Annotated in this window: 23 protein-coding genes and 1 tRNA gene; 11 read left to right on the top strand and 13 right to left on the bottom strand. The window is 67.5% G+C overall.

The genetic code is table 11. The features are described from left to right. Nucleotides 1-3: 3 nt before the first annotated feature. Nucleotides 4-237 carry a PP0621 family protein gene (locus PCQ86_RS16875; protein ID WP_172208454.1) on the bottom strand — a complete coding sequence of 78 codons (234 nt, stop codon included), beginning with the start codon at nt 235-237 and terminating at the stop codon, nt 4-6. Further along, entirely contained in the window at nt 234-1034 is an 801-nt protein-coding gene (locus tag PCQ86_RS16870; protein ID WP_011806722.1) for a cytochrome C assembly family protein, read from the bottom strand. Before PCQ86_RS16870 ends, PCQ86_RS16875 begins: the two co-directional genes overlap by 4 nt. Nucleotides 1035-1125: 91 nt before the next feature. Between PCQ86_RS16870 and ffh the strand changes: the two genes are divergently transcribed. Continuing rightward, nucleotides 1126-2505, top strand: coding sequence for a signal recognition particle protein (gene ffh / locus PCQ86_RS16865; RefSeq protein WP_135148851.1), 1380 nt, complete (start codon nt 1126-1128; stop codon nt 2503-2505). Between the two features lie 121 nt (nt 2506-2626). Here the strand turns inward: ffh and miaB are convergent, their stop codons facing one another. The 7 genes from miaB to PCQ86_RS16830 all read right to left on the bottom strand — a co-directional run bounded on the left by miaB (nt 2627) and on the right by PCQ86_RS16830 (nt 9437). Further along, on the bottom strand, nt 2627-3973 hold the full coding sequence (gene miaB / locus PCQ86_RS16860) for a tRNA (N6-isopentenyl adenosine(37)-C2)-methylthiotransferase MiaB (RefSeq protein ID WP_270174268.1): 1347 nt from the start codon (nt 3971-3973) through the stop codon (nt 2627-2629). Between the two features lie 137 nt (nt 3974-4110). Continuing rightward, nucleotides 4111-4560 carry a hypothetical protein gene (locus tag PCQ86_RS16855; protein ID WP_270174267.1) on the bottom strand — a complete coding sequence of 150 codons (450 nt, stop codon included), beginning with the start codon at nt 4558-4560 and terminating at the stop codon, nt 4111-4113. A gap of 102 nt (nt 4561-4662) precedes the next feature. Then, nucleotides 4663-4739: transfer RNA gene (locus PCQ86_RS16850), tRNA-Met, on the bottom strand. A gap of 26 nt (nt 4740-4765) precedes the next feature. Continuing rightward, complete coding sequence (locus PCQ86_RS16845; protein WP_015914224.1) at nt 4766-5545, bottom strand: enoyl-CoA hydratase; 780 nt, start codon at nt 5543-5545, stop codon at nt 4766-4768. Nucleotides 5546-5595: 50 nt separating this feature from the next. Further along, the gene (locus tag PCQ86_RS16840; protein ID WP_270174266.1) at nt 5596-7377 is read right to left on the bottom strand and encodes a M61 family metallopeptidase; all 1782 of its coding nucleotides are present in this window, start codon (nt 7375-7377) and stop codon (nt 5596-5598) included. Between the two features lie 167 nt (nt 7378-7544). Further along, on the bottom strand, nt 7545-8255 hold the full coding sequence (locus PCQ86_RS16835; protein ID WP_011806716.1) for a DsbC family protein: 711 nt from the start codon (nt 8253-8255) through the stop codon (nt 7545-7547). A gap of 42 nt (nt 8256-8297) precedes the next feature. Further along, nucleotides 8298-9437 (bottom strand): FAD-dependent monooxygenase, encoded by a 1140-nt coding sequence (locus PCQ86_RS16830; protein WP_270174265.1) that lies wholly within the window; start codon nt 9435-9437, stop codon nt 8298-8300. 101 nt (nt 9438-9538) lie between these two features. On the opposite strand from PCQ86_RS16830, the gene PCQ86_RS16825 reads away from it, so the two are divergent. Further along, a complete protein-coding gene (locus PCQ86_RS16825; RefSeq protein WP_270174264.1) occupies nt 9539-10408 on the top strand; it encodes an MOSC domain-containing protein in 870 nt (289 codons plus the stop codon). Between the two features lie 123 nt (nt 10409-10531). After that, nucleotides 10532-11626, top strand: coding sequence for a redox-regulated ATPase YchF (gene ychF, locus PCQ86_RS16820; protein WP_270174263.1), 1095 nt, complete (start codon nt 10532-10534; stop codon nt 11624-11626). 186 nt (nt 11627-11812) lie between these two features. On the opposite strand, the gene PCQ86_RS16815 is transcribed toward ychF, so the two are convergent. After that, a complete protein-coding gene (locus tag PCQ86_RS16815; protein WP_270174262.1) occupies nt 11813-12346 on the bottom strand; it encodes a YqaA family protein in 534 nt (177 codons plus the stop codon). Between the two features lie 169 nt (nt 12347-12515). Between PCQ86_RS16815 and dusB the strand changes: the two genes are divergently transcribed. The 4 genes from dusB to PCQ86_RS16795 all read left to right on the top strand — a co-directional run bounded on the left by dusB (nt 12516) and on the right by PCQ86_RS16795 (nt 15962). Further along, nucleotides 12516-13577 (top strand): tRNA dihydrouridine synthase DusB, encoded by a 1062-nt coding sequence (gene dusB / locus PCQ86_RS16810; RefSeq protein WP_270174261.1) that lies wholly within the window; start codon nt 12516-12518, stop codon nt 13575-13577. Continuing rightward, on the top strand, nt 13558-13791 hold the full coding sequence (locus PCQ86_RS16805) for a Fis family transcriptional regulator (protein ID WP_011806682.1): 234 nt from the start codon (nt 13558-13560) through the stop codon (nt 13789-13791). The genes dusB and PCQ86_RS16805 overlap by 20 nt, the downstream gene beginning before the upstream one ends. 82 nt (nt 13792-13873) lie before the next feature. Continuing rightward, nucleotides 13874-15475: a bifunctional phosphoribosylaminoimidazolecarboxamide formyltransferase/IMP cyclohydrolase gene (gene purH, locus PCQ86_RS16800; RefSeq protein WP_088888382.1), complete on the top strand. Its 1602-nt coding sequence runs from the start codon at nt 13874-13876 to the stop codon at nt 15473-15475. Nucleotides 15476-15494: 19 nt separating this feature from the next. Next, complete coding sequence (locus PCQ86_RS16795; RefSeq protein ID WP_270174260.1) at nt 15495-15962, top strand: c-type cytochrome; 468 nt, start codon at nt 15495-15497, stop codon at nt 15960-15962. Nucleotides 15963-16048: 86 nt separating this feature from the next. Here PCQ86_RS16795 and PCQ86_RS16790 read toward each other — a convergent pair whose 3' ends face one another. The 3 genes from PCQ86_RS16790 to thiD form a co-directional block, all read right to left on the bottom strand. Continuing rightward, the gene (locus PCQ86_RS16790) at nt 16049-17809 is read right to left on the bottom strand and encodes an alkaline phosphatase D family protein (RefSeq protein WP_270174259.1); all 1761 of its coding nucleotides are present in this window, start codon (nt 17807-17809) and stop codon (nt 16049-16051) included. A 182-nt stretch (nt 17810-17991) separates the two neighbouring features. Continuing rightward, entirely contained in the window at nt 17992-19296 is a 1305-nt protein-coding gene (gene hemL / locus PCQ86_RS16785) for a glutamate-1-semialdehyde 2,1-aminomutase (protein ID WP_270174258.1), read from the bottom strand. Then, nucleotides 19280-20224: a bifunctional hydroxymethylpyrimidine kinase/phosphomethylpyrimidine kinase gene (thiD, locus tag PCQ86_RS16780; protein WP_135148301.1), complete on the bottom strand. Its 945-nt coding sequence runs from the start codon at nt 20222-20224 to the stop codon at nt 19280-19282. The genes hemL and thiD overlap by 17 nt, the downstream gene beginning before the upstream one ends. Before the next feature lie 115 nt (nt 20225-20339). On the opposite strand from thiD, the gene PCQ86_RS16775 reads away from it, so the two are divergent. From PCQ86_RS16775 to PCQ86_RS16760, 4 genes are read left to right on the top strand one after another with little or no spacing between them, the layout of a single operon-like run. After that, nucleotides 20340-20492 carry a rubredoxin gene (locus PCQ86_RS16775; protein WP_011806676.1) on the top strand — a complete coding sequence of 51 codons (153 nt, stop codon included), beginning with the start codon at nt 20340-20342 and terminating at the stop codon, nt 20490-20492. 51 nt (nt 20493-20543) lie between these two features. Beyond that, on the top strand, nt 20544-20936 hold the full coding sequence (locus tag PCQ86_RS16770; protein ID WP_011806675.1) for a response regulator: 393 nt from the start codon (nt 20544-20546) through the stop codon (nt 20934-20936). Between the two features lie 11 nt (nt 20937-20947). Continuing rightward, nucleotides 20948-21313 (top strand): response regulator, encoded by a 366-nt coding sequence (locus PCQ86_RS16765; protein ID WP_011806674.1) that lies wholly within the window; start codon nt 20948-20950, stop codon nt 21311-21313. Between the two features lie 16 nt (nt 21314-21329). Next, the gene (locus tag PCQ86_RS16760; RefSeq protein WP_270174257.1) at nt 21330-21857 is read left to right on the top strand and encodes a chemotaxis protein CheW; all 528 of its coding nucleotides are present in this window, start codon (nt 21330-21332) and stop codon (nt 21855-21857) included. Nucleotides 21858-21877 lie beyond the last annotated feature (20 nt).

Raw genomic sequence — 21877 nt, 5'->3', positions numbered from 1 at the left:
GGCTCAGGCGGGCCCACGGTCCCGGTGGGCGGTGCTGCAGTAGTACATATGCGCCCCCCCGGGCACGGCATCGCCACGTGGCAGGTGCACGCCGCAGTGGGCGCAGCGCACCATGTCCTGTGGCGGTGCGATGGGCGGACGCTGGGTGTTGCCTTGCCGCGGCGCAGACGCACGGCGCTGCGCGCGCCACACCGCGTAGACCACGGCCAGCACAGCGAACAGGACCAGGTATTTCATGCCGCCCGCCCCAGCACCACTTCCATCACGAAGCGCGAGCCCACGTAGGCCAGCAGCAGCAGTGCCGTGCCTGCATACAGCACGCGCACGGCGCTGCGGCCGCGCCAGCCAAAGCGCGAGCGGCCCAGCAGCAGCACTGCGAAGGTGATCCAGGCCAGCAGCGAGAACACGGCCTTGTGGTCCCACAGCCAGGCGCGGCCGTAGAGCTGCTCGCTGAACAGCCAGCCCGCCACCAGCGTGGCCGAGAGCAGCACAAAGCCCGCCGTCACGAAGCGGAACGTGAGCCGCTCCAGCGTCAGCAGCGGCATGCCGCTGTGCGAATCGGCTGCCAGGCGCATCTGGCGCTCGGCACGGCTCATGAGCCAGGCGTGCACCACCGCTGCGGCAAACAGGCCATAGCAGGCAATGCCCAGCGTGAGGTGCAGCGGCAGCCAGGGCGAGGCGGATACGTGCAGTGGCCGGCCCGGAAACAGCGCCGCCACCAACACGGCCGCGCCGCCCAGTGCGCACAGCACCCAGCGCGCGCGCATCTGCGGAAACAGCTGCCGCTCAACGGCGTAGGTGGTCAGTACCAGCCAGGCCGTCATCGACAAGGCAGCGGCAAAGCCGAAATGCGGCGTGCTGCCCAGCAGGCCCCAGACCAGCGCAGCGCCATGCAGCATCCAGGCAGGGGCCATGATGGCCAGTTGGCCGCGGCCTGTGGAGGTGCGCGGCGCCAGGGCCGCCGCCAGCGCGTAGGCGGCGGCGGTGGCCAGGGCGAGCAGCCAGCCGAGCGGGGAAGCACTGGGTAAAATCATGGGTTCGCAGTTTAGCCTTTCGCCCCTGGTCGTCGGGGCTGTGCCATCGGCCGGCATTACGCCCGGGCCGGTGCATCTGGAGCATTTGGCCATGGCCTCCGCACTCACCGAAAAACTCACCCGTCTCGTCAAGGAGATGCGCGGCCAGGCCCGCATCACCGAAGCCAACGTGCAGGACATGCTGCGCGAGGTGCGCATGGCCCTGCTGGAGGCCGACGTGGCGCTGCCCGTGGTGCGCGACTTCATCGCCCGCGTGAAGGAAAAAGCCCTGGGCCAGGAGGTGCTGGGTAGCCTGAAGCCCGGCCAGGCGCTGGTGGGCATCGTGAACAAGGAGCTGGCCGCGACCATGGGCGAGGGCGTGGCGGACATCAACCTCAACGCGCAGCCGCCGGCGGTGATCCTGATGGCCGGCCTGCAGGGCGCGGGCAAGACCACCACCACGGCCAAGCTGGCCAAGCACCTGATCGAAAAGCGCAAGAAGAAGGTGCTGACCGTCTCGGGCGACGTGTACCGCCCCGCCGCCATCGAGCAGCTCAAGACCGTGACCAAGCAGGCCGGCGCCGAGTGGTTCCCCAGCACGCCCGACCAGAAGCCGCGCGACATCGCCCTTGGAGCGCTGGACTACGCCAAGAAGCACTTCTTCGACGTGCTGTTGGTGGACACGGCCGGCCGCCTGGCCATCGACGAGGTGCTGATGCAGGAAATCAAGGACCTGCATGCCGTGCTGAACCCGGTGGAGACGCTGTTTGTCGTCGATGCCATGCAGGGCCAGGACGCGGTGAACACCGCCAAGGCTTTCAAGGAAGCGCTGCCGCTCACGGGCATCGTGCTCACCAAACTAGACGGTGACTCGCGCGGCGGTGCGGCGCTGTCGGTGCGCCAGGTGACGGGCGCGCCGATCAAGTTTGCCGGCGTGTCCGAAAAAATCGACGGCCTGGAGGTGTTCGACGCCGAGCGCCACGCGGGCCGCATCCTGGGCATGGGCGACATCGTCGCGCTGGTCGAGCAGGTCACGGCCGGCGTGGACATGGAGGCGGCGCAAAAGCTCGCCGCGAAGGTCAAGAGCGGCGACGGGTTCGATCTGAACGACTTCCTGGCCCAGTTGCAGCAGATGAAGCAGATGGGCGGCCTGTCCAGCCTCATGGACAAGCTGCCCGCGCAGCTCACGGCCAAGGCCGGTCAGGTAGACATGGACAAGGCCGAGCGCGACATCCGCCGCAAGGAGGGCATCATCTGCAGCATGACGGCGCTGGAGCGCCGCAAGCCCGAGCTCATCAAGGCCACACGCAAGAAGCGCATCGCCCAGGGCGCCGGCGTGCAGGTGCAGGAGGTCAACCGCCTGCTCAACGAGTTCGAGCAGATGCAGGGCATGATGAAGAAGATGAAGGGCGGCGGCCTCATGAAGCTCATGAAGAAGATGGGCGGCATGAAGGGCGGCCTGCCGGGCATGGGAGGCATGCCGCGGTTCTGAACAGGGGAGCGGTGACCGCTCCTATAAATAGAGCTGCTCGCGCTGGTATTTCAAGGATTTCAGGCGGAAAACCATTGGAAATCCAGAGTTAGCAAGCGCTGGTAGCTATGGTTTTTGAGGGTCATCCGACTGCGGTCGTGACCTCGCCCGTCACCACCTCGCCGCGCAGCGTGTAGGTACGCGCCTCGGTGATCTTCACGTCGATCATCTGGCCGATCAGCCGCTCCTGGCCGGGGAAGTTGACGACGCGGTTGCATTCGGTGCGGCCCATCAGCTCGCTGCCGTCGCGCTTGGACACGCCCTCCACCAGCAGACGCTGCACCGTGCCCACGCGCTCCTGGCTGATCTCCAGGATGTTGCGGTTGATCACGGCCTGCAGCTCCTGCAGGCGGCGCAGTTTCACCTCATGCGGCGTGTCGTCGTGCAGGTTGGCGGCGGGCGTGCCGGGGCGCGGGCTGAAGATGAAGCTGAAGGAATTGTCGAAGCGCACATCGTCGATCAGCTTCATCATCTTCTGGAAGTCTTCCTCGGTCTCGCCCGGGAAGCCCACGATGAAGTCGCTGCTCATCGCCATGTCGGGGCGGATGGAGCGCAGCTTGCGGATGGTGCTCTTGTATTCCATGGCCGTGTAGCCGCGCTTCATGGCCATCAGGATGCGGTCGCTGCCGTGCTGCACGGGCAGGTGCAGGTGGCTCACCAGCTTCGGGATCTTGGCGTAGGCCTCGATCAGGCGCGGCGTGAACTCGTTGGGATGGCTGGTGGTGAAGCGGATGCGCTCGATACCGGGGATCTCGGCCACGTACTCCAGCAGCAGCGCAAAGTCGGCTTTCTCCGCGGTGTCGCCCATGGCGCCCAGATAGGCGTTCACGTTCTGGCCCAGCAGCGTGACTTCGCGCACGCCCTGGTCGGCCAGGCCGGCGACCTCCACCAACACGTCCTCGAACGGGCGGCTGACCTCTTCGCCGCGCGTGTAGGGCACCACGCAGTAGCTGCAGTACTTGGAGCAGCCTTCCATGATCGACACGAACGCGCTGGCGCCCTCCACGCGCGCGGGCGGCAGGTGGTCGAACTTCTCGATCTCAGGGAAGGAAATATCCACCTGCGGCCTGGCCTTGGCGGCGCGGGCGTTGAGCAGATCGGGCAGGCGGTGCAGCGTCTGCGGGCCGAAGACCACATCCACGAACGGGGCGCGCTTGATGATCTCCTCGCCCTCCTGGCTGGCCACGCAGCCGCCCACGCCGATGAGCACGCCCTTGTCCTTGAGGTGCTTGACGCGGCCGAGGTCGCTGAACACCTTCTCCTGCGCTTTCTCGCGCACCGAGCAGGTGTTGAACAGGATCAGGTCGGCTTGCTCCGGGTCGTCGGTGGGCTCATAGCCCTGGGCTGCGCCCAGCACATCGGCCATCTTGTCCGAGTCGTACTCGTTCATTTGGCAGCCGAAGGTCTTGATGAAAACTTTCTTGGACATGGCTTGTGTCTCTTCAATCTCGCGAAAGACCAGCCACCGCGGCGCAGGCGGCAGCGGGGCGGTTGCGGGCTGGCCAGCGGGGCCGGCGAAACGCGAACGCGCGCCGGGCTTCAGCGCGGTGGATCAGCGCGGGTGTGTCAGCGCAGCGCGGCGGGCTTGGTGTCCCACTCGAAACGCACGTTGGTTTCGGTGTCGCTGCCCTTGCGGGGCAAGGCGGCCTCGGCGGGCGTGAGGATCCAGGCGGTGAGCAGCATGCCCGTGCTGGCCTCGGTCACGTAGTTCACCTTCAGGGGCTTGCCCTGCACGGTGTGGGTCATGACCAGCGCGTTCTGCGGGCTGAACAGGCGCATGCCCGGCGCCACCTGGATGGCATTGCCGTTGAGCAGGGCCGTCGTGCGGTCTTGGAAGTTCAGCGTGCCGCGCAGCGCATTGGCGGGGAAGGTGCGCGCAAGGCCGGTGGCCGCCACCGTCTGGGCCGTGGCGGCCGTGGACGCGGCGCCGCCCAGCAGTGCCAGGCATGCGAGGGTCGCCAGCCAGGCGCCGCGGGTGCGGGTGGACGCGAAGGTGAGGGTGTTGCAGCGATTCATGGTGTACATCCAGGGGCTGAAACGAAAATTCTAGTGGCAGGCGCCGGCCCGCCACGCGGCTAAAGAAAAACCCGCAGCACCTGGGGCGCTGCGGGTTGTATCTGGTGGTGGTACCGGGACTTGAACCTGGGACATCAGCATTATGAATGCTGCGCTCTAACCAACTGAGCTATACCACCGAAGCCGCGAATTATAGAACAAAAATTTATTGGTGCGTGAAGACTGCGGCGCGCTTGTTCACGAAGGCGTCCATGCCTTCCTTCTGGTCCTGGGTGGCGAACAGCGCATGGAACAGGCGGCGCTCGAACATCACGCCATCGCTCAAAGTCCCTTCGAAGGCGCGGTTCACCGATTCCTTGGCGGCCATCACGGCGATCTGCGAGAAACCGCTGATGACGAGGGCCGCGCCCAGGGCTTCTTCCATCAGCTTGTCCAGCGGCACCACGCGGCTGACGAGGCCGGAGCGCTCGGCTTCCGTGGCGTCCATCATGCGGCCGGTGAGGGCCATGTCCATGGCCTTGGCCTTGCCCACGGCGCGCGGCAGGCGCTGCGTGCCGCCCGCGCCGGGGATCACGCCCAGCTTGATTTCGGGCTGTCCGAACTTGGCATTGTCCGCCGCGATGATGAAGTCGCACATCATCGCCAGCTCGCAGCCGCCGCCTAGCGCGTAGCCGCTCACCGCCGCGATGACGGGCTTGCGGATGCTGCGGATCTGCTCCCAGTTGCGCGTGATGTAGTCGCCCTTGTACGCATCGGCAAAGCTGTACTTGGCCATGGCGCCGATGTCGGCGCCCGCGGCGAAGGCCTTCTCGCTGCCCGTCAGGATGATGCAGCCGATCTTCTCGTCGGCGTCGAACGCCTTGAGGGCCTCGCCCAGCTCGGTCATGAGCTGGTCGTTGAGCGCGTTGAGCTGTTTTGGACGGGCGAGCGTGATGATGCCGACCTTGTCCGCTTCGGTGCGGACTTCGATGCATTCGTAGGCCAAGGTGATCTCCTGTTTGTAGTGGGTGGGATGCCGGGAATATACCCAAGCCTTCATGCCTGAGGACCCGGCTGGGCCGGCCCCAGCCAGCGCTGGGCCGCGGCGGCGTCCTGCACGTCCAGGCGCACCGTGTCAGAGGCCGCGCCGGCGCCTGGCAGAGTGAGCGCCAGGCGCATCAGACGCTGGTCGCGCGCCACCAGGGCCGTGATCTGGGTGGCGCTGGCGGCGTACAGCGGCACATCGTCCAACTTGTGCAGGCGCCAGGCCTGGCCCGGCGTTTCCAGCGCCAGCCATTCGTCGCCGGCCATGAAGCCGGCTGCCTCTGCCGCACCGCCGCGCAGCACGGTCTTGATGTGTACGCCGTGGTTCTCGTTCACGCGCAGGCCCAGGCGCTGGGCGATCTGCGCGGGCTCCGCCTGCAGCCGGATGCCATGGGCAGCCAGCAGCTCGGCCAGCGGCAGCTCCGCCGTGCCGTGCGCCCACTGCCCGATCTCGCCGGACCAGTCGCGCCCCGACAACTCCTGCAAAACGGCCAGCAGGTCGGTCTCGGCCATGGGGCCGCCGCCGGTGCGCTGCCACAACGCGCGCATCACGTCGTCCAGCGTGGTGCGGCCTTCGCGGCGCAGCGCGAGGTCCAGGCACAGGCCCACCAGCGCGCCCTTGGTGTAGTAGCTCACGGTGCTGTTGGGCGTGTTCTCATCCTGGCGGTAGTACTTGACCCAGGCGTCGAAGCTGGCCTGCGCCACCGACTGCACCTGGCGGCCCGGCGTCTGCAGCATCTGGTTGATGTTCTTGGTCAGCAGACGCAGGTAGGTGGCGTGGTCCACCAGGCCCGCGCGGCGCAGCAGCAGGTCGTCGTAATAGCTGGTGAAGCCTTCGAAAAACCACAGCAGCTCGGTGTAGTTCTCGCGCGTGTAGTCGTAGCGCGCGAATTCGGCGGGGCGCAGGCGCTTGACGTTCCAGGTGTGGAAGTACTCATGGCTGATGAGGCCGAGCAGGGTGGTGTAGCCCTCGGGCGTGGCGGCCTCGCCCACGCGCGGCAGGTCGCGCCGGCCGCAGATGAGGGCGGTGGAGTTGCCGTGTTCCAGCCCGCCGTAGCCGTCGTGCACCACGTTGAGCAGGAACACATAGCGTGTGAACGGCGGCTGCTGCGCGCCATGCCAAAAGCGGATGGCCTCCTCGCAGATGCGCTGCACGTCGCGCAGCAGGCGCTCGCCATCCAACGACGGCGCGGCGCCCGCCACCACCAGCTGGTGCGTCACGCCGCAGGCGGTGAATTGGGCGCTCCAGAACGGGCCCATCTCCACGGGGCAGTCGACCAGTTCGTCATAGTTGCGTGCGCGGTACAGCCCGAAGCCGGACGGTGCGACCGCCACCGGCTCCAGCCCCGTAGCCAGCGACCAGCCGGCCAGCGCGGGCCGGCACGCGACCTCCAGCGTGTGCGGCGCCTCCTCTTGCCCGTGCACGCGCAGGCACAGGCTGGTGCCGTTGAAGAAGCCCCGCGTGGCGTCCAGCCAGGCGGTGCGCACCGAGGTGTCGTAGGCGGCCACCTCGTAGCTCAGCACCAGCGGCGTGCCCGCCGTGCACTGCGCGCGCCAGCGGTGCTTGTCCAGCTGTTGCAGGGGCACGGGGGCGCCGCCCTGCTGCGCCTGCAGCGACTGCAGGTTCTTGGAGAACTCGCGCACCAGGTAACTGCCCGGAATCCACACCGGCAGCGACAGTTCCTGCTGCGCCGCCGGCACCGCCACGGTGAGCGTGACGCGGTACAGGTGGGCGTGGGTCTGCGTGGGGTCGATGCGGTAATGGACGGCGGCGGTGCTGGCGGCAAGAGACATGGCGGAATGCAGCGAGAGGGGTGATGTCAAAAAAAATAGCTGCTTGCGCTTACTACACAAGGGTATCAATATGAAATGTATTGAAAGTCCTCAGTGAGCAAGCGCTAGCAGCTCTCATATTTGCAGCGCATGCCGGTGAAGGATGCGCGGTGGGCGGCAGTGGCGCCTTACTTCCCGGCAGCGGCCAGGCGCTTTTCCACGTCCTGCGCGCCGATGGCGCCGGGCACGCGCGAGCCGTCGGCAAAGATCAGCGTGGGCGTGCCGGTGATCTTGTGCTTGCGCCCGAACGCCAGGTTGCGCTGCAGCGCTGCCGTGTCGCAGCTGGCCGCTGCGGGCGTCTTGTCGCGCAGCATGTGGTCGTCCCACGCGGCCGCGCGGTCCTTGGCGCACCAGATGTTGCGCGACTTCTCGGCCGAGTCGGGGCTAAGGATGGGGTAGAGGAACAGGTACACCGTCACGTTGTCCACGTTCTGCATGTCCTTCTCGAAGCGCTTGCAGTAACCGCAGTTCGGGTCCTCGAACACCGCCAGCTTGCGCTCGCCGTTGCCACGCACCAGGGTGAAGGCGTCCTGCAGCGGCAGGGCCTTGAAGTCCACCGCCGTCAGTTTGTTGATGCGGTCCTCTGTCAGGTTGCGCCGCGCCTTGGTGTCGATCAGCTCGCCCTGGATCAGGTAGTTGCCCTGGGCGTCGGTGTAGAACAGGTCGGTGCCGATGCGCACCTCGTACAGCCCCTTCATGGGCGTGGAGCGCACTTCGTCGATCTGCTGCAGCTGCGGGATGCGCTCGGCCAGCGCCTTGCGGATCGCGGCGTCCTGTGCCGATGCGTTCAGGCCCAGGCACAGGGCAGTGGCGGCCAGCAAGGTGGGGAGGAGTTTCATTGCGTTGGTTTCCGTTCTACTCAGAAAAAGGGGCTCGTCGTATCAGTCAGCGCCCATGGCCTGGCGGGCCACCCAGGCCTTGAGCGGGCCGCTGCGCTCGAAGCCCTTCATGCCCCAGTTGCGCAGCGCGGCCAGCGCGCCCTCGCGCCGGGTGAAGAGTTGCTGCAGACCGTCCATGGCCATGCCCATCGGCAGCAGCGCGGCCTTGCGTTCGCGCTCGTAGCTGCGCAGCAGGCGCAGATCGCCCACGCTGCGCCAAGCCGCGCGCTCGTGCAGCACACGCGCCAGCGTGCGCGCGTCGCCCAGGCCCAGGTTCAGGCCCTGGCCGGCCAGGGGGTGCACGTTGTGTGCGGCGTCGCCGGCCAGTGCCCAGCTGCGGCGCGCACCCAGGGCGGACTGGCCGGGCAGGGCGCCGCACCAGTGGCGCGCCTGGGCCTGCTGCAGCGGCCAGCTGGCGCGCGGGCCCGCGAGCTGCAAAGCGCCCAGCGCATCGCGGCTGGCTTCGCGCAGGCGCTGGGTGAAGCTGCCTTCGTCGGCCTGCAGCCAGTGCGGAGCCTGCTCCTGCGGCACCGACCACACCACGGCCACGGTGCGCCCCTGGGCGCCGTCCAGCGGCAGGAAGGCGAGGATGCCGCCGTCGGGCAGGAACCACTGGCGCGCCACCTGGCCGTGGGGCCGCTCGCACACCAGCCGCGTGGCGATCGCGTGCTGGGCGTAGGGGGTGATGTCGAATTCGGCACCGAACTCGGCGCGCGTGCGGCTGGCGCGGCCTTCGCACACCACGGTGAGCGCGGCGTCCACGGGTGCGGCGACCGGCTCCACCAGCGGCTGAAAGCGCACGGCATCTGCCAGGCGCGCCTCCAGCGCGGGCACGTCCACGATCCAGGCCAGCGCCTCGTGGCCCTGCTGGGCCGCGTCAAAGCGCACCTGGCCGTCCTGGTCGGCGTGCACCTGCATCTGCAGCACGGCCGTCGCATGCTGCGCGTCGGGCCAGCCGCGCACGGATTCCAGCAGCGCGCGCGAGGCGGCATTGAGCGCGTAGGCGCGCACGTCGCCGTCGGAGGGGGAGCCCTCCGGCGGGCCCACCAGCGCCACGCGCAGGCGGTCGCGCGCCAGCAAGAGTGCCAAGGTGCGGCCCACCACGCCCGCGCCGCGGATACATACGTCAAATGTCTGCGCCATCCCGGGATTGTAGGAGCCGCGCTACGCCCCTGCGCCGGGTGGGGCGGCGGCACAATCGCGGGCCAATCCCCTCATCCATCGACAGCGACAGGAGCAGCAGCGTGAGCTTTCGTGCAGACCATGACTTGACCGGTACCGTGGCCCGGCTGTTCATCCATCCCGTGAAGTCCTGCGCGGGCATCGAGGTGCAGCAGGCTCTGCTGACCGATACCGGGCTGGACCTGGACCGCGCCTGGATGGTGGTCGACGCGCAGGGCGTGTTCCTGTCGCAGCGCACGCTGCCGCGCATGGCGCTGATTCGCCCGCAGTTGCGCAGCGACGACCTGGTGCTGCGCGCGCCCGGCATGCTGGCGCTGCATGTGGCGCTGGACCGGGTCGAGCAGCCGGCCACCGTGCAGGTGTGGGACGACACCGTGCCCGCCTGGGACATGGGCGACCTGGCCGCGCAGTGGTTTTCGGACTTTTTGGGGCTGCGCTGCCGGCTGGTGCGGTTTGACCCGGAGCACCGCCGGCTGTCCAGCCTGCGGTGGACCGGCGGCATCGAGGCGCCCACCCAGTTCGCGGACGGCTTTCCGCTGCTGGTGGCGAGCCAGGGGTCGCTGGACGGCCTCAACGAGCGGCTGCTGGCCGCGGGCGAGGGGGCGGTGGGCATGGAGCGCTTTCGGCCCAACCTGGTGATTGCCGGGGTCGAGGCGCACGACGAAGACCGCATCGACGAGCTTTTCATCGGCACGGGCGAAGGCGATGTGCGGCTGCAGCTCGTCAAGCCGTGCACGCGCTGCCCCATCCCCAACATCGACCCCGCCACGGCCGAGAGCACCCCGGCCGTCAGCACGGCCCTGCGCCGTTACCGCCAGGACCCGCGCATGGACGGCGCGATCACCTTCGCCATGAATGCCATCGTGCGCGAGGGCTCTGGCACGGTGCTGCGCGTGGGCCAGCCCGTGGCGGCCAACCTGCGGTTCGACTGAGGGGGCCCTGCGGGGGCGCCTGGCGAGGGGAGCGCCTGCGGGGCATTGGCGCGCGCGCGCTTCGCTGCATACCCCCTCCCGTAAAATGGCGGGTTTGTCTCCCGAACCTACGAAAGCCCTGCCATGAGCCTGAAATGCGGCATCGTGGGCCTGCCCAACGTCGGCAAGTCCACCCTCTTTAACGCCCTCACCAAGGCCGGCATTGCCGCCGAGAACTACCCTTTTTGCACCATCGAGCCCAACACCGGCGTGGTGGAGGTGCCCGATCCGCGCCTGCAGCAGCTGGCAGAGATCATCAATCCCGAGCGCATCGTGCCCGCCATCGTCGAGTTCGTCGACATCGCGGGCCTGGTGGCCGGTGCCTCCAAGGGCGAAGGCCTGGGCAACCAGTTCCTGGCGCACATCCGCGAGACCGATGCCATCGTCAACGTGGTGCGTTGCTTCGAGGACCCGAACGTGATCCACGTGGCAGGCCGCGTGGATCCCATCGCCGACATCGAGGTCATCCAGACCGAGCTGTGCCTGGCCGACCTGGCCACCGTCGAGAAGGCCCTGCAGCGCTACAGCAAGGCGGCCAAGAGCGGCAACGACAAGGAAGCCGCCAAGCTGGTGCAACTGCTCACGCCCATCCAGGCTGCGCTGGATGAGGGCAAGCCGGCGCGCACCGTGCCGGTGTCCAAGGAAGACGCGCCGCTGCTCAAGCAGTTCTGCCTGATCACCGCCAAGCCGGCGATGTTCGTGGGCAACGTGGCCGAGGACGGCTTCGAGAACAACCCCCTGCTGGACAAGCTCAAGGCCTATGCCGAGGCCCAGGGCGCGCCCGTGGTCGCCATCTGCGCCAAGATCGAGGCCGAGATGGCCGAGATGGGCGACGAGGACCGCGACATGTTCCTGCAGGAAATGGGGCTGGAGGAGCCGGGCCTGAACCGCCTGATCCGCGCGGGCTTCAAGCTGCTGGGCCTGCAGACCTACTTCACGGCCGGCGTGAAGGAAGTGCGCGCCTGGACCATCCACGTGGGCGATACCGCGCCGCAGGCGGCCGGCGTGATCCACGGCGACTTCGAGCGCGGCTTCATCCGCGCGCAGACCATCGCGTTCGAGGATTTCAGCCAGTACAAGGGCGAGCAGGGCGCCAAGGACGCGGGCAAGATGCGCGCCGAAGGCAAGGAATACGTCGTCAAGGACGGCGACGTGATGAACTTCCTCTTCAACGTCTGACCCGCACTTCGGCTGGCAGCGCCCGCTTGTCGGGCACAAAGGCCCAGGAAAGTCCGCGGTGCCTGGTGTGCATGCGTGGGGAGCCAGCACCCGCGCTGCCGCACTTGCTGAAGCTGTGGCGCGCCGTGCGTCCCCTCGCGTGACCCCCGGCGCCGGGTGCGAGTGCCGCGCCCGTATGCCGTGCGATCAGGGATACAGCCAGCGTACCCAGTCGCCCGGCACCAGGTACAGCAGGCCGGCCGTCATGCTGGCATAGCGGAAGAACTTGCCAATCGCCATGTAGACCAGGCAGGGCCAGAACGGCATGCGCAGCCAGCCGGCCACGGCGCACAGCGGGTCGCCCACCACGGGCAGCCAGCTCAGCAGGCAGGTCTTGGGCCCCCAGCGGCGCAGCCACACGCGGGCGCGCCGTTCGGTGCGGCTCAGTTCGCGGGCGGGCTTGGCGGGGGGCTGCGCATGGCCCGCGTGGCGGTGCCGGCGCGCGGCGTCCCAGGCGCGGTGCGCGCCCAGGCCCATCCACCAGCTGACCGCGCCGCCCAGCGTGTTGCCGGCCGTAGCCACCAGGATCGCGGGCCAGAGCAGTTCGGGGTTCAGCTTGACCAGGCCGAACACCGCCGGCTCCGAGCCCACGGGCAGCAGCGTGGCGGAGATGAAGGCCACGATGAACACCGTGCTCAGGCCGAATTGGGGCAGAGCCAGCAGGTCCAGCAGTTGGTGCATCCAGATTTCCATAGCAGGGCTGCAAGTGTAGGGGCAGCGGTGCGCTGGCTGCGTCGCCACCCGCGGGCGCAACATGCGCAATCGCAGTGCTGGCTTTTCGGTTGCTGAAATTTTGGGCAGGTAGAATCCGCCCCTTCGCCCACACACCCCCAGCCCGCCCGTACCGTCCATGCAGATCGGCCCCATTCCCTTGGCCAACCGCCTGTTCGTCGCCCCCATGGCGGGCGTGACGGACCGGCCGTTTCGCCAGCTGTGCAAGCGGCTGGGCGCGGGCTATGCGGTGAGTGAGATGGTGACCTCGCGCAAGGACCTGTGGAACAGCCTCAAGACCAGCCGCCGCGCCAACCACGAGGGCGAGCCCGGCCCGATCGCGGTGCAGATCGCCGGCACCGACGCGGACATGATGGCCGAGGCCGCGCTCTACAACATCGACCGCGGCGCACAGATCATCGACATCAACATGGGCTGCCCCGCCAAGAAGGTCTGCAACAAGTGGGCGGGCTCCGCCCTGATGCAGAACGAAGCCCTGGCCGTGGAGATCGCCGAGGCCGTGGTGGCCGCCTGCGCACCGCGCGGCGTGCCGGTCACGCTGAAGATGCGCACCGGCTGGTGCCAGCAGCACAAGAACGCCGTGGTGCTGGCGCGCCGCTTCGAGGACGTGGGCATCCAGATGCTGACCGTGCACGGCCGCACGCGCGAGCAGGGGTACAAGGGCCAGGCGGAGTACGACACCATCGCTGCCGTGAAGGCCGCGGTGCGCGTGCCCGTGGTGGCCAATGGCGACATCACGTCGCCCGAGAAAGCCCGGGCGGTGCTGGCCGCCACAGGTGCCGACGCGGTCATGATCGGGCGCGCGGCCCAGGGCCGGCCGTGGATCTTCCGCGAGATCGGCCACTACCTCGCCACTGGCGAGCACCTCGCGCCGCCGCTGGTGGCCGAGGTGCGCCGCCTGCTGCTGGAGCACCTGCAGGACCACTACGGCCTGTACGGCGAGGCCAGCGGCGTGCGCAGTGCGCGCAAGCACATCGCCTGGTATGTGCGCGCGCTGCCGGGCGGCGAGGCACTGCGACAACACATCAACACCATCGAGGACTGCGCGGCGCAGTGGCAGGCGGTGGCCGATTTCTTCAGCGCGCTGGGCGCGCAGATGGACCGGCTGCCGTCCGCACACGACGGCGCCGACGCGGTCCCGCCCGTGAGGGAAACAGAGCATGAGCCGGAACAACATTGAACAATGCGTGCGCGAGAGCCTGCAGGGCTACTTTCGCGACCTGGGCGGCGAGACGCCCGACGGCGTGTACGACATGGTCGTGCGCCTGGTGGAAAAGCCGCTGCTGGAGGTGGTGATGAGCCACGCCGACAACAACCAGTCCCGCGCCGCCGAATGGCTGGGGCTGAACCGCAACACGCTGCGCAAGAAGCTGGTGGAGCACAAGCTGCTCTGATGTTGCTTCTAAAAGAATAGCTGGTGGCGCTTTCCCATCAAGCGCTACAGCCCGATTTCATCAAAACCATCACGAGTCCCCCATGAACGCACTCCTCTCCGTCTCCGACAAGACCGGCATCGTCGAATTTGCCCAGGCACTGCATGCGCTGGGCATCCGCCTGCTGTCCACCGGCGGCACCGCCAAGCTGCTGGCCGAGAGCGGCCTGCCCGTCACCGAGGTGGCCGAGGTCACGCAGTTCCCCGAGATGCTGGACGGCCGCGTGAAGACGCTGCACCCCAAGGTGCATGGCGGCCTGCTGGCGCGCCGCGAGCTGCCTGCGCACATGGCGGCGCTGAAGGAGCACGGCATCGACACCATCGACCTGCTGGTGGTCAACCTCTACCCGTTCGAGGCCACGGTGGCCAAGGCCGGCTGCACGCTGGCCGACGCCATCGAGAACATCGACATCGGCGGCCCCGCCATGGTGCGCAGCGCTGCCAAGAACTGGAAGGACGTGGGCGTGGTCACCTCGGCCGACCAGTACGACGCGGTGCTGGGCGAGTTGAAGGCCGCGGGCAAGCTGTCCGACAAGCTGCGCTTCGCGCTGTCGGTGGCGGCGTTCAACCGCATCGCGCAGTACGACGGCGCCATCAGCGACTACCTGTCGTCCATCCAGTTCGACGAGGCCAAGCTGTCCGAGAGCTACGTGCCCGAACGCGCGCTGTTTCCCGGCCAGAGCAACGGCATCTTCACCAAGATCCAGGACCTGCGCTACGGCGAGAACAGCCACCAGCAGGCCGCGCTGTACCGCGACCTGCACCCCGCGCCCGGCTCCATCGTCACCGGCGTGCAGCTGCAGGGCAAGGAACTCTCGTACAACAACATTGCCGACGCCGACGCCGCCTGGGAATGCGTCAAGAGCTTCAAGCTGCCGGCCTGCGTGATCGTCAAGCACGCCAACCCCTGCGGCGTGGCCGTGGGCACGAGCGCGCTGGAGGCCTACAGCAAGGCCTTCCAGACCGACCCGACGAGCGCCTTCGGCGGCATCATCGCGCTGAACCGCCCCGTGGACGGCGCGGCCGCGCAGCAGATCGCCAAGCAGTTCGTCGAAGTGCTGATGGCGCCCGACTTCACGCCCGAGGCGCTGGAGGTGTTCAAGGCCAAGGCCAACGTGCGCCTGATGAAGATCGCGTTGCCTGCCTCCGGCGGTGCCACGGCGTGGGAGCAGGGGCGCAACCTGATGGACGCCAAGCGCGTGGGCTCGGGCCTGCTGCTGCAGACGGCCGACAACCATGAGCTGCAACTGCCCGATGTGAAGGTGGTGACCCTCAAGCAGCCCACGCAGGAAGAGATGCAGGACCTGCTGTTCGCCTGGAAGGTGGCCAAGTACGTCAAGAGCAACGCCATCGTGTTCGTGAAGGGCGGCATGACCATGGGCGTGGGTGCGGGCCAGATGAGCCGGCTGGATTCGGCGCGCATCGCCAGCATCAAGGCGCAGGCCGCGGGCCTGTCCCTGCAGAACACCGTGGTGGCCAGCGACGCCTTCTTCCCGTTCCGCGATGGGCTGGACGTGGTGGTCGACGCGGGCGCGACCTGCGTGGCCCAGCCCGGTGGTTCCATGCGCGACCAGGAGGTCATCGACGCGGCCAACGAGCGCGGCGTGGCCATGGTCTTCACGGGCGTGCGCCACTTCCGCCACTGACACGCGCTGACCACGCCGCATGCCGGTGGACCCAGACCCGCTGCACGACGACACACCGCCGCCCCGGCCCCGCTGGCTGGGCTGGGTGCTGATGGTGTTCATGGTGCTGGTGGTGCTGGGGGTGCTCAACGTGGGCTGGCGCATCCTGCAGCCGGGGCCCGCAGCCCAGGCGCTGGGCGCCGCCCAGCAGGCGCACCCGGAACGGGCCGCGGGCCGCGCGCTGGTCGAGGCATCGGATTGCCTGCGTTGCCATGGCCTGGAGCGGCACGCCGTAGGCCCGGGCTTTCGCCAGATCGCCGCGCGCTACGCCGGCCGCAGTGATGCGGCCGCGTACCTGGCCGGCAGGATCCGCGAGGGCAGCGTGGGCGTGTGGGGCCGCACGCTGATGCCGCGCCATCCCCAGATCACCGAGGCGCAGGCCCTGCAGATGGCGCAGTGGCTGTTGGCGCTGCCGCCCGCCGAGGGTGGTGTGCTATTGAATCAATAGCTGTTAGCGCTTATTGGACGGGCGTTAGAGTCAGAAAACGCTGTAAACCACTCGCGTGGACGGCGGCACCGCTTGCGCCGTCCCGCTCACACCTTCAGCAGGCGGCCCGGCGTGCCGGCCTGTACGGCCAGCGTGGTCTCGGCGCTGGTGGTGAACTGGCGGCTGGTAATGGTGTTCACGTACACCCACTGCGCGCGGCATTCGGTGGCCGTGGCGGTCACCACCATGTAGCCGCGGCGCGCGGTGTCGCAGTACTTGAGTGGCTCCACCAGCTGCAGCAGCGCCGCCGACAGCGTGGCCGGGTTTTCATTGGGCAGGTATTCCTCGAAGCCGGGCGAGCTCACCGACGAGGTGGCGAACTCCACGCCCACGGGGTTGCCGTTCATGTCGTTCAGCTCGCTGGCCCAGGCATTGTGCGTGTCGCCCGCCAGCACCACCAGGTTCTTGTTCATGGCGCGGGCCATGCCCAGCACCGTCTCGCGGGCGGCCTGGTAGCCGTCCCACGCGTCCAGGTTGTAGGGGATGGAGGGCTGCGCCAGGATGGCCTGCTCTTCGGGCGTGAGCGTGGCGGGCGCCGTGCGCGCCTTGGCGACGATGGCCGCGTAGCGCGACACCGTCACGCCGCTGCCCGGCTGCAGCGTTTCCATGAGGATGGGCGCGGGGATGTTCATGCGGCCCATCAGCACCTGCTGGCCCAGCATCTGCCAGGTGGCGCTGGAGGCGGCCATCTGCTGCTGCAGCCATTGCGTCTGCGCGGTGCCCAGCAACTGGCGCGCGGGATTGCCCACGGCCGCGGTGAAGCCCGCTGCGTCGAAGCCGCCGGGCTTGAAGAAGGCGGCGTAGTCGACCTGCGCATCGCGTCCCACCACGCGCGTGTCCAGCATGTGCAGCGCCAGCAGGTTGCCGAAGGCGAAGCTGCGGTAGATGACGTCCGGCTGCGCATTGCGTGTGGGCATCCACTCGTGGTACGCCTGCAGCGCCACGGCCTTGCGCGCGGTAAAGCTGCCTTCGGCGGCTTGGTGGTTTTCCGCGCCGTTCATCCAGGTGTCGTTGGCGATCTCGTGGTCGTCCCACACGGCGATCATGGGCGCGGCGGCGTGCAGCGCCTGCAGGTCGGCATCGGTCCGGTACTGGGCATGGCGCGTGCGGTAGTCGGCAAGGCTCAGGATCTCGTTGGCCGGCTGGGACAGGCGGCTCAGCGCCGCCGCGTTGCCCGAGGCGTAGCCGCCCTGGCCGTATTCGTAGAGGTAGTCGCCCAGGTGCACGGTGGCATCCAGGTCGCCGCGCCGGGCGGCATCGGCGTACACGTTGAAGTAGCCGGCCGGGTAGTTGGCGCACGAGAACACGGCCAGCTTCACCTGGGCCACGCTGCCCGTGGGCAGGGTGCGGGTACGTCCCGTGGGCGAGGTGGCCTCGAAGGCCTTGAAGCGGTAGTGGTAGGCGGTGGCGGGCTTCAGGCCCGTGGCGTCCACCTTGACCGTGTAGTCGCGCGCGGCGCTGGTGCGCACCTCGCCGCGCGCCACGATGCTGGCGAAGGCGGCGTCGCTGGCCACCTCCCACTGCACGGGGATCTCGGCGCTGAAGTCGGCGGGCGGCGTGACGCGCGTCCAGAGCATGACGCGGTCGGCCAGCGGGTCGCCGCTGGCCACGCCGTGCGCGAACTGTACGGCGGGTGCGTCATCGTCGCCGCCGCCACAGGCCGCCAGGGGCAGGGTGCCCAGCGCGGCGGCGCCCAGCGTGATCTGCCGCACGAAACGACGGCGCCCGCCGTCTGCGGCGGGCGGGGTGCTGGCGTGCGCAGCCTGCAGGAGGTTGGTGAGGGGCTTGGAATCGTCGTGTCGCTGCATGGCGGGCGGGTGAAAGGTGATGAACCCGCCAAGGCTCGCAGCAAGGGATGACGGTTTCATGAACCACCGTCGCGCACGCGTCAATGCGCCCATCCGCCGGTCACCCGCAAGGATGGGTGCGGGCGAGTAAGCACGTTTTATGCCTCCAGCGCTCTCCCATCAAGCGCTGGAAGCTATGAAAACTATAGCTTTTGGAACACGTCGCGCGCCACGGCCACGGTGTCGGCGATGTCCTTCTCGGTGTGGGCGGCACTCACAAAGCCGGCTTCGTAGAGCGCCGGGGCAATGTAGACGCCGCCGTCCAGCAGGCCGTGGAACAGCGTGTTGAAGCGCATGCCGTCGGTGTTGAGCACCTCGGGGTAGTTCTGCGGCAGTTGCGGCAGCAGGAAGAAGCCGAACATGCCGCCCTGGGTGTCGCCGCAGAACGGCACACCCGCAGCGCTGGCAGCGCCCGCGAGGCCGTCGATCAGGGCGCGGGTGCGAGCGCCCAGGGCGTCGTAGAAACCGGGCTTGGCGATCTCGCGCAGTGTGGCCAGTCCGCAGGCCGTGGCCACCGGGTTGCCCGACAGCGTGCCCGCCTGGTAGACCGGGCCCAGCGGCGCAAGCTGCTCCATCACGGCGCGCGAGCCGCCGAAGGCCGCCAGCGGCATGCCGCCACCGATGACCTTGCCGAGCACGGTGATGTCCGGCTTGAAGCCCGGGATGGCCTGGGCGTACAGGCTTTGCGCCCCGCCCAGCGCCACGCGAAAGCCGGTCATGACCTCGTCGATGACCAGCAACGCGCCGTGCTGCGTGCACAGCTCGCGCGCGCGGCGCATGAAGGGCACGCTGGCGCGCACGAAGTTCATGTTGCCGGCGATGGGCTCCATGATCACGCAGGCGACGTCGGGGCCGTGCAGCGTGAAGGCCTCCTCCAGTTGGGCCACGTCGTTGTATTCCAGCACCAGGGTGTGCTGCACCACCTCTTGCGGCACGCCGGCGCTGGTGGCGTGGCCGAAGGTGGCCAGGCCCGAGCCGGCCTTGACCAGCAGCGAGTCGGCATGGCCGTGGTAGCAGCCGTTGAACTTGATGATCTTGTTGCGCCGGGTGGCGCCGCGCGCGAGGCGGATGGCGCTCATGCCGGCCTCGGTGCCCGAGCTGACCAGGCGGATCATCTCCATGGACGGCACGTGGCGGATGATCTCCTCGGCCAGCTCCACTTCACGCTCGGTTGGCGCGCCGAAGCTGAAGCCCTCCAGAGCTGCTTTCTGCACGGACTCCAGCACGGCGGGGTGGCCATGGCCCAGGATCATGGGTCCCCAGGAGCCGATGTAGTCGATGAAGCGCTGGCCGTTGGCGTCCCACATGTAGGCGCCCTGGGCACGCGTGATAAAGCGGGGCGTGCCGCCCACGGCGCGGAAGGCGCGCACCGGCGAATTCACGCCGCCGGGGATGAGCGCCTTGGCGCGTTCGAAAAGGGGGAGATTGAGATCAGTGTTGTGTGTCATGGGGTGGCAAATCGAAGCCCTCCACCACCGCGGAGGGAGATACGTCGTCGTCGGTGTCCTCGTCGTCGGGCTGGGCCCAGAACATGCGGTCGGGCAGCACATGGCCCATGCCGGGGCGGAATCCGTGCTGCAGGCAGCCGTCCAGGTAAGTGAGCGCTTCGCTCGTGGCCTCGCCCAGGTCGCTGCCGGTGGCAATGAGCGCCGCCAGGGTGGCCGACAGGGTGTCGCCCGCTCCGATGAAAGTCACTTCAAAGCGTTCGAAGCGCCCGCTGCCCAGCACCGTTTGCGGTGAGGCGAGCACATTGTCGATATGCCGCTCCGCCGCGGGAATGCCGGTCACCAATAGGTAGGGCACGCCTATCTCCGCGACTGCCATGGCCAGGTCGCGTGCCGAGGGTGGGCGCTCACTGCCCCAGTCCGGCAGCAGCCAGCGCCACAGGGTGCTGTGGTTTCCAACCAACACCGATGTCTGCGGCAGCAACAGCTCGCGGAAGGCGTCGTGGTACTGGTCGATGAGGTCGTCCTGCCACCACGACAGGTCCGGCATGAAGGCGATGACGGGCACGTCCGCATAGTCGGCGGCGATCTCGGAGATGGCGCTCAGGTTCTCGGGGCTCCCCACGAAGCCGACCTTGATCGCGTGCAGCGGCATATCCTCCAGCACTGCACGGGCCTGCTCGGCGACCGTCTCGTCTTCAAAGGCGTAATGGTCGAATATCTCGGCGCTGTCACGCACATAGGTCCCGGTCACCACTGGCGCGACATGCCCCCCGACCGAGGACACCGCCGAAATATCGGCCGCCAATCCTCCCGCGCCGCTGGGGTCGTTTGCATTGAAAACCATCACGCAGATGGTGGGGGCGGTGGATTCGCTGTCATCCGCCGTCAAGCTTTGGCTGTCGGGTTCTGAAGGGGTATTCGATTGCATGGGTGGGTGCCAGCGTAACCGGTGGCACGAAAGCTGCATCCGGCAGTGATGACTAGATACAATCGTTGCATTCTATGTGAAGGCCCCTTAAGCTGTGACGGACCCAAAAACTTGGATGTGTTTGATTTGCGGTTGGATATATGACGAAGCTGCGGGCTGCCCCGAGCACGGCATTGCCCCCAACACCCGCTGGGCAGACGTTCCCATGAACTGGACCTGTCCCGAATGCGGCGCCCGCAAGGAAGACTTCGAGATGGTCGAGATTTGAGGCGCGGCTCCTGCCAGCGTTGTTTTTTCGTTCCTCAGGAGCAGTGAGAAATTGGCTACGACGACGACCGGTCCCACCTTCCGTGTCCTGGTGGTGGACGACAGCAATACCATACGGCGCAGCGCCGAAATTTTCCTCAAGCAGGGAGGGCACGAGGTTTTATTGGCCGACGATGGTTTCGATGCCTTGGCCAAAGTCAATGATTACCAGCCTCAGCTGATTTTCTGCGACATCCTCATGCCCAAGCTGGATGGTTATCAGACCTGCGCCATCATCAAACGCAACGCGCATTTTGCTGATACGCCCGTGGTAATGCTTTCATCCAAGGACGGGGTTTTCGATAAGGCGCGCGGCCGCATGGTCGGTTGCCAGGAATATCTGACCAAACCATTTACCAAAGACCAGTTGCTGCAGGCTGTGCAGCAATTTGGAAATGCCCAATAAGGAGTTTTGTAATGCCGATTCAGAAAGTTTTGGTCGTGGACGACTCGAAGACCGAGTTGATGTTTCTGACCGACTTGCTGCAGAAAAAGGGCATGCAAGTGCGTACCGCCGAGAATGCCGAAGAGGCATTTCGCCGTCTGGCCGAGGAAAAGCCGGACCTGATCCTGATGGACGTGGTCATGCCCGGCCAAAACGGTTTCCAGCTGACCCGTGCCATTACCCGCGATCCGCAGTATGCGGATGTGCCCATCATCATGTGCACGAGCAAGAACCAGGAAACCGATCGCGTGTGGGGCATGCGCCAGGGCGCGCGCGGCTACATCACCAAGCCAGTCGATCCTGCAGAACTGCAGGCCAAGATCGACGCGCTGAACTGAGGCCGGCTGCATACCCATGGCTAACCGCGAAGCCCTGAAAGAGCTACAGACACGACTTGCCGCCCGGCTGCAGGCTGCCAGAGGCGAGGGTGTGTCCGTGTCGTCCTGGTTGGCCGTGGAGTCTGCCGGACGCTATTTCCTTCTCCCTCTTGGACAATCGGGGGAGATCTTCTCCTGGGGCGGGGTGCAGCCCGTTCCGTATACCCAACCGTGGTTCCTGGGCGTGGCCAACCTGCGTGGCGCGCTCACCGGCGTGGTGGATCTGGCGGGCCTCCTTGGCGCCGCGCAGATGCGCACGGAGCAGGCCTTGTCAGAATCCAGCCTGCTGGCCTTCAATGGTGCGCTGGACGTGAATGCCGCCTTGCTCGTGGACCGGCTGTCCGGCCTGCGGGGAATGGAGGCCTTCGTCGCCTCCGAGCCGCCGGAGGCCGATGCGCCCCCCTATTTCGGCACCACCTATCTTGATGCACAGGGCACGCGTTGGCAGGAATTGAACCTGCACGCTCTTTCCCAGCATCCCGCTTTTCTCAGCATCAGCGCTTGATTATTTCTGTAAGGCAGCAC

Origin of the sequence: Diaphorobacter sp. ED-3, assembly GCF_027625375.1 — a bacterium.
Classification (GTDB): domain Bacteria; phylum Pseudomonadota; class Gammaproteobacteria; order Burkholderiales; family Burkholderiaceae_C; genus Diaphorobacter; species Diaphorobacter nitroreducens.
This window is presented reverse-complemented; position numbering and strand designations above follow the sequence as displayed.

Coding starts and splice junctions, on each gene's coding strand:
- PCQ86_RS16835 (WP_011806716.1), bottom strand. CDS start 8,255: ATGAAACTCCTCCCCACCTTGCTGGCCGCCACTGCCCTGTGCCTGGGC.
- PCQ86_RS16830 (WP_270174265.1), bottom strand. CDS start 9,437: ATGGCGCAGACATTTGACGTATGTATCCGCGGCGCGGGCGTGGTGGGC.
- hemL (WP_270174258.1), bottom strand. CDS start 19,296: ATGACACACAACACTGATCTCAATCTCCCCCTTTTCGAACGCGCCAAG.
- PCQ86_RS16805 (WP_011806682.1), top strand. CDS start 13,558: ATGAGCCGGAACAACATTGAACAATGCGTGCGCGAGAGCCTGCAGGGC.
- PCQ86_RS16870 (WP_011806722.1), bottom strand. CDS start 1,034: ATGATTTTACCCAGTGCTTCCCCGCTCGGCTGGCTGCTCGCCCTGGCC.
- PCQ86_RS16760 (WP_270174257.1), top strand. CDS start 21,330: ATGGCTAACCGCGAAGCCCTGAAAGAGCTACAGACACGACTTGCCGCC.
- miaB (WP_270174268.1), bottom strand. CDS start 3,973: ATGTCCAAGAAAGTTTTCATCAAGACCTTCGGCTGCCAAATGAACGAG.
- ychF (WP_270174263.1), top strand. CDS start 10,532: ATGAGCCTGAAATGCGGCATCGTGGGCCTGCCCAACGTCGGCAAGTCC.
- PCQ86_RS16790 (WP_270174259.1), bottom strand. CDS start 17,809: ATGCAGCGACACGACGATTCCAAGCCCCTCACCAACCTCCTGCAGGCT.
- PCQ86_RS16815 (WP_270174262.1), bottom strand. CDS start 12,346: ATGCACCAACTGCTGGACCTGCTGGCTCTGCCCCAATTCGGCCTGAGC.
- PCQ86_RS16875 (WP_172208454.1), bottom strand. CDS start 237: ATGAAATACCTGGTCCTGTTCGCTGTGCTGGCCGTGGTCTACGCGGTG.
- ffh (WP_135148851.1), top strand. CDS start 1,126: ATGGCCTCCGCACTCACCGAAAAACTCACCCGTCTCGTCAAGGAGATG.
- thiD (WP_135148301.1), bottom strand. CDS start 20,224: ATGCAATCGAATACCCCTTCAGAACCCGACAGCCAAAGCTTGACGGCG.
- PCQ86_RS16855 (WP_270174267.1), bottom strand. CDS start 4,560: ATGAATCGCTGCAACACCCTCACCTTCGCGTCCACCCGCACCCGCGGC.
- PCQ86_RS16775 (WP_011806676.1), top strand. CDS start 20,340: ATGTGTTTGATTTGCGGTTGGATATATGACGAAGCTGCGGGCTGCCCC.
- purH (WP_088888382.1), top strand. CDS start 13,874: ATGAACGCACTCCTCTCCGTCTCCGACAAGACCGGCATCGTCGAATTT.
- PCQ86_RS16765 (WP_011806674.1), top strand. CDS start 20,948: ATGCCGATTCAGAAAGTTTTGGTCGTGGACGACTCGAAGACCGAGTTG.
- PCQ86_RS16795 (WP_270174260.1), top strand. CDS start 15,495: ATGCCGGTGGACCCAGACCCGCTGCACGACGACACACCGCCGCCCCGG.
- PCQ86_RS16840 (WP_270174266.1), bottom strand. CDS start 7,377: ATGTCTCTTGCCGCCAGCACCGCCGCCGTCCATTACCGCATCGACCCC.
- dusB (WP_270174261.1), top strand. CDS start 12,516: ATGCAGATCGGCCCCATTCCCTTGGCCAACCGCCTGTTCGTCGCCCCC.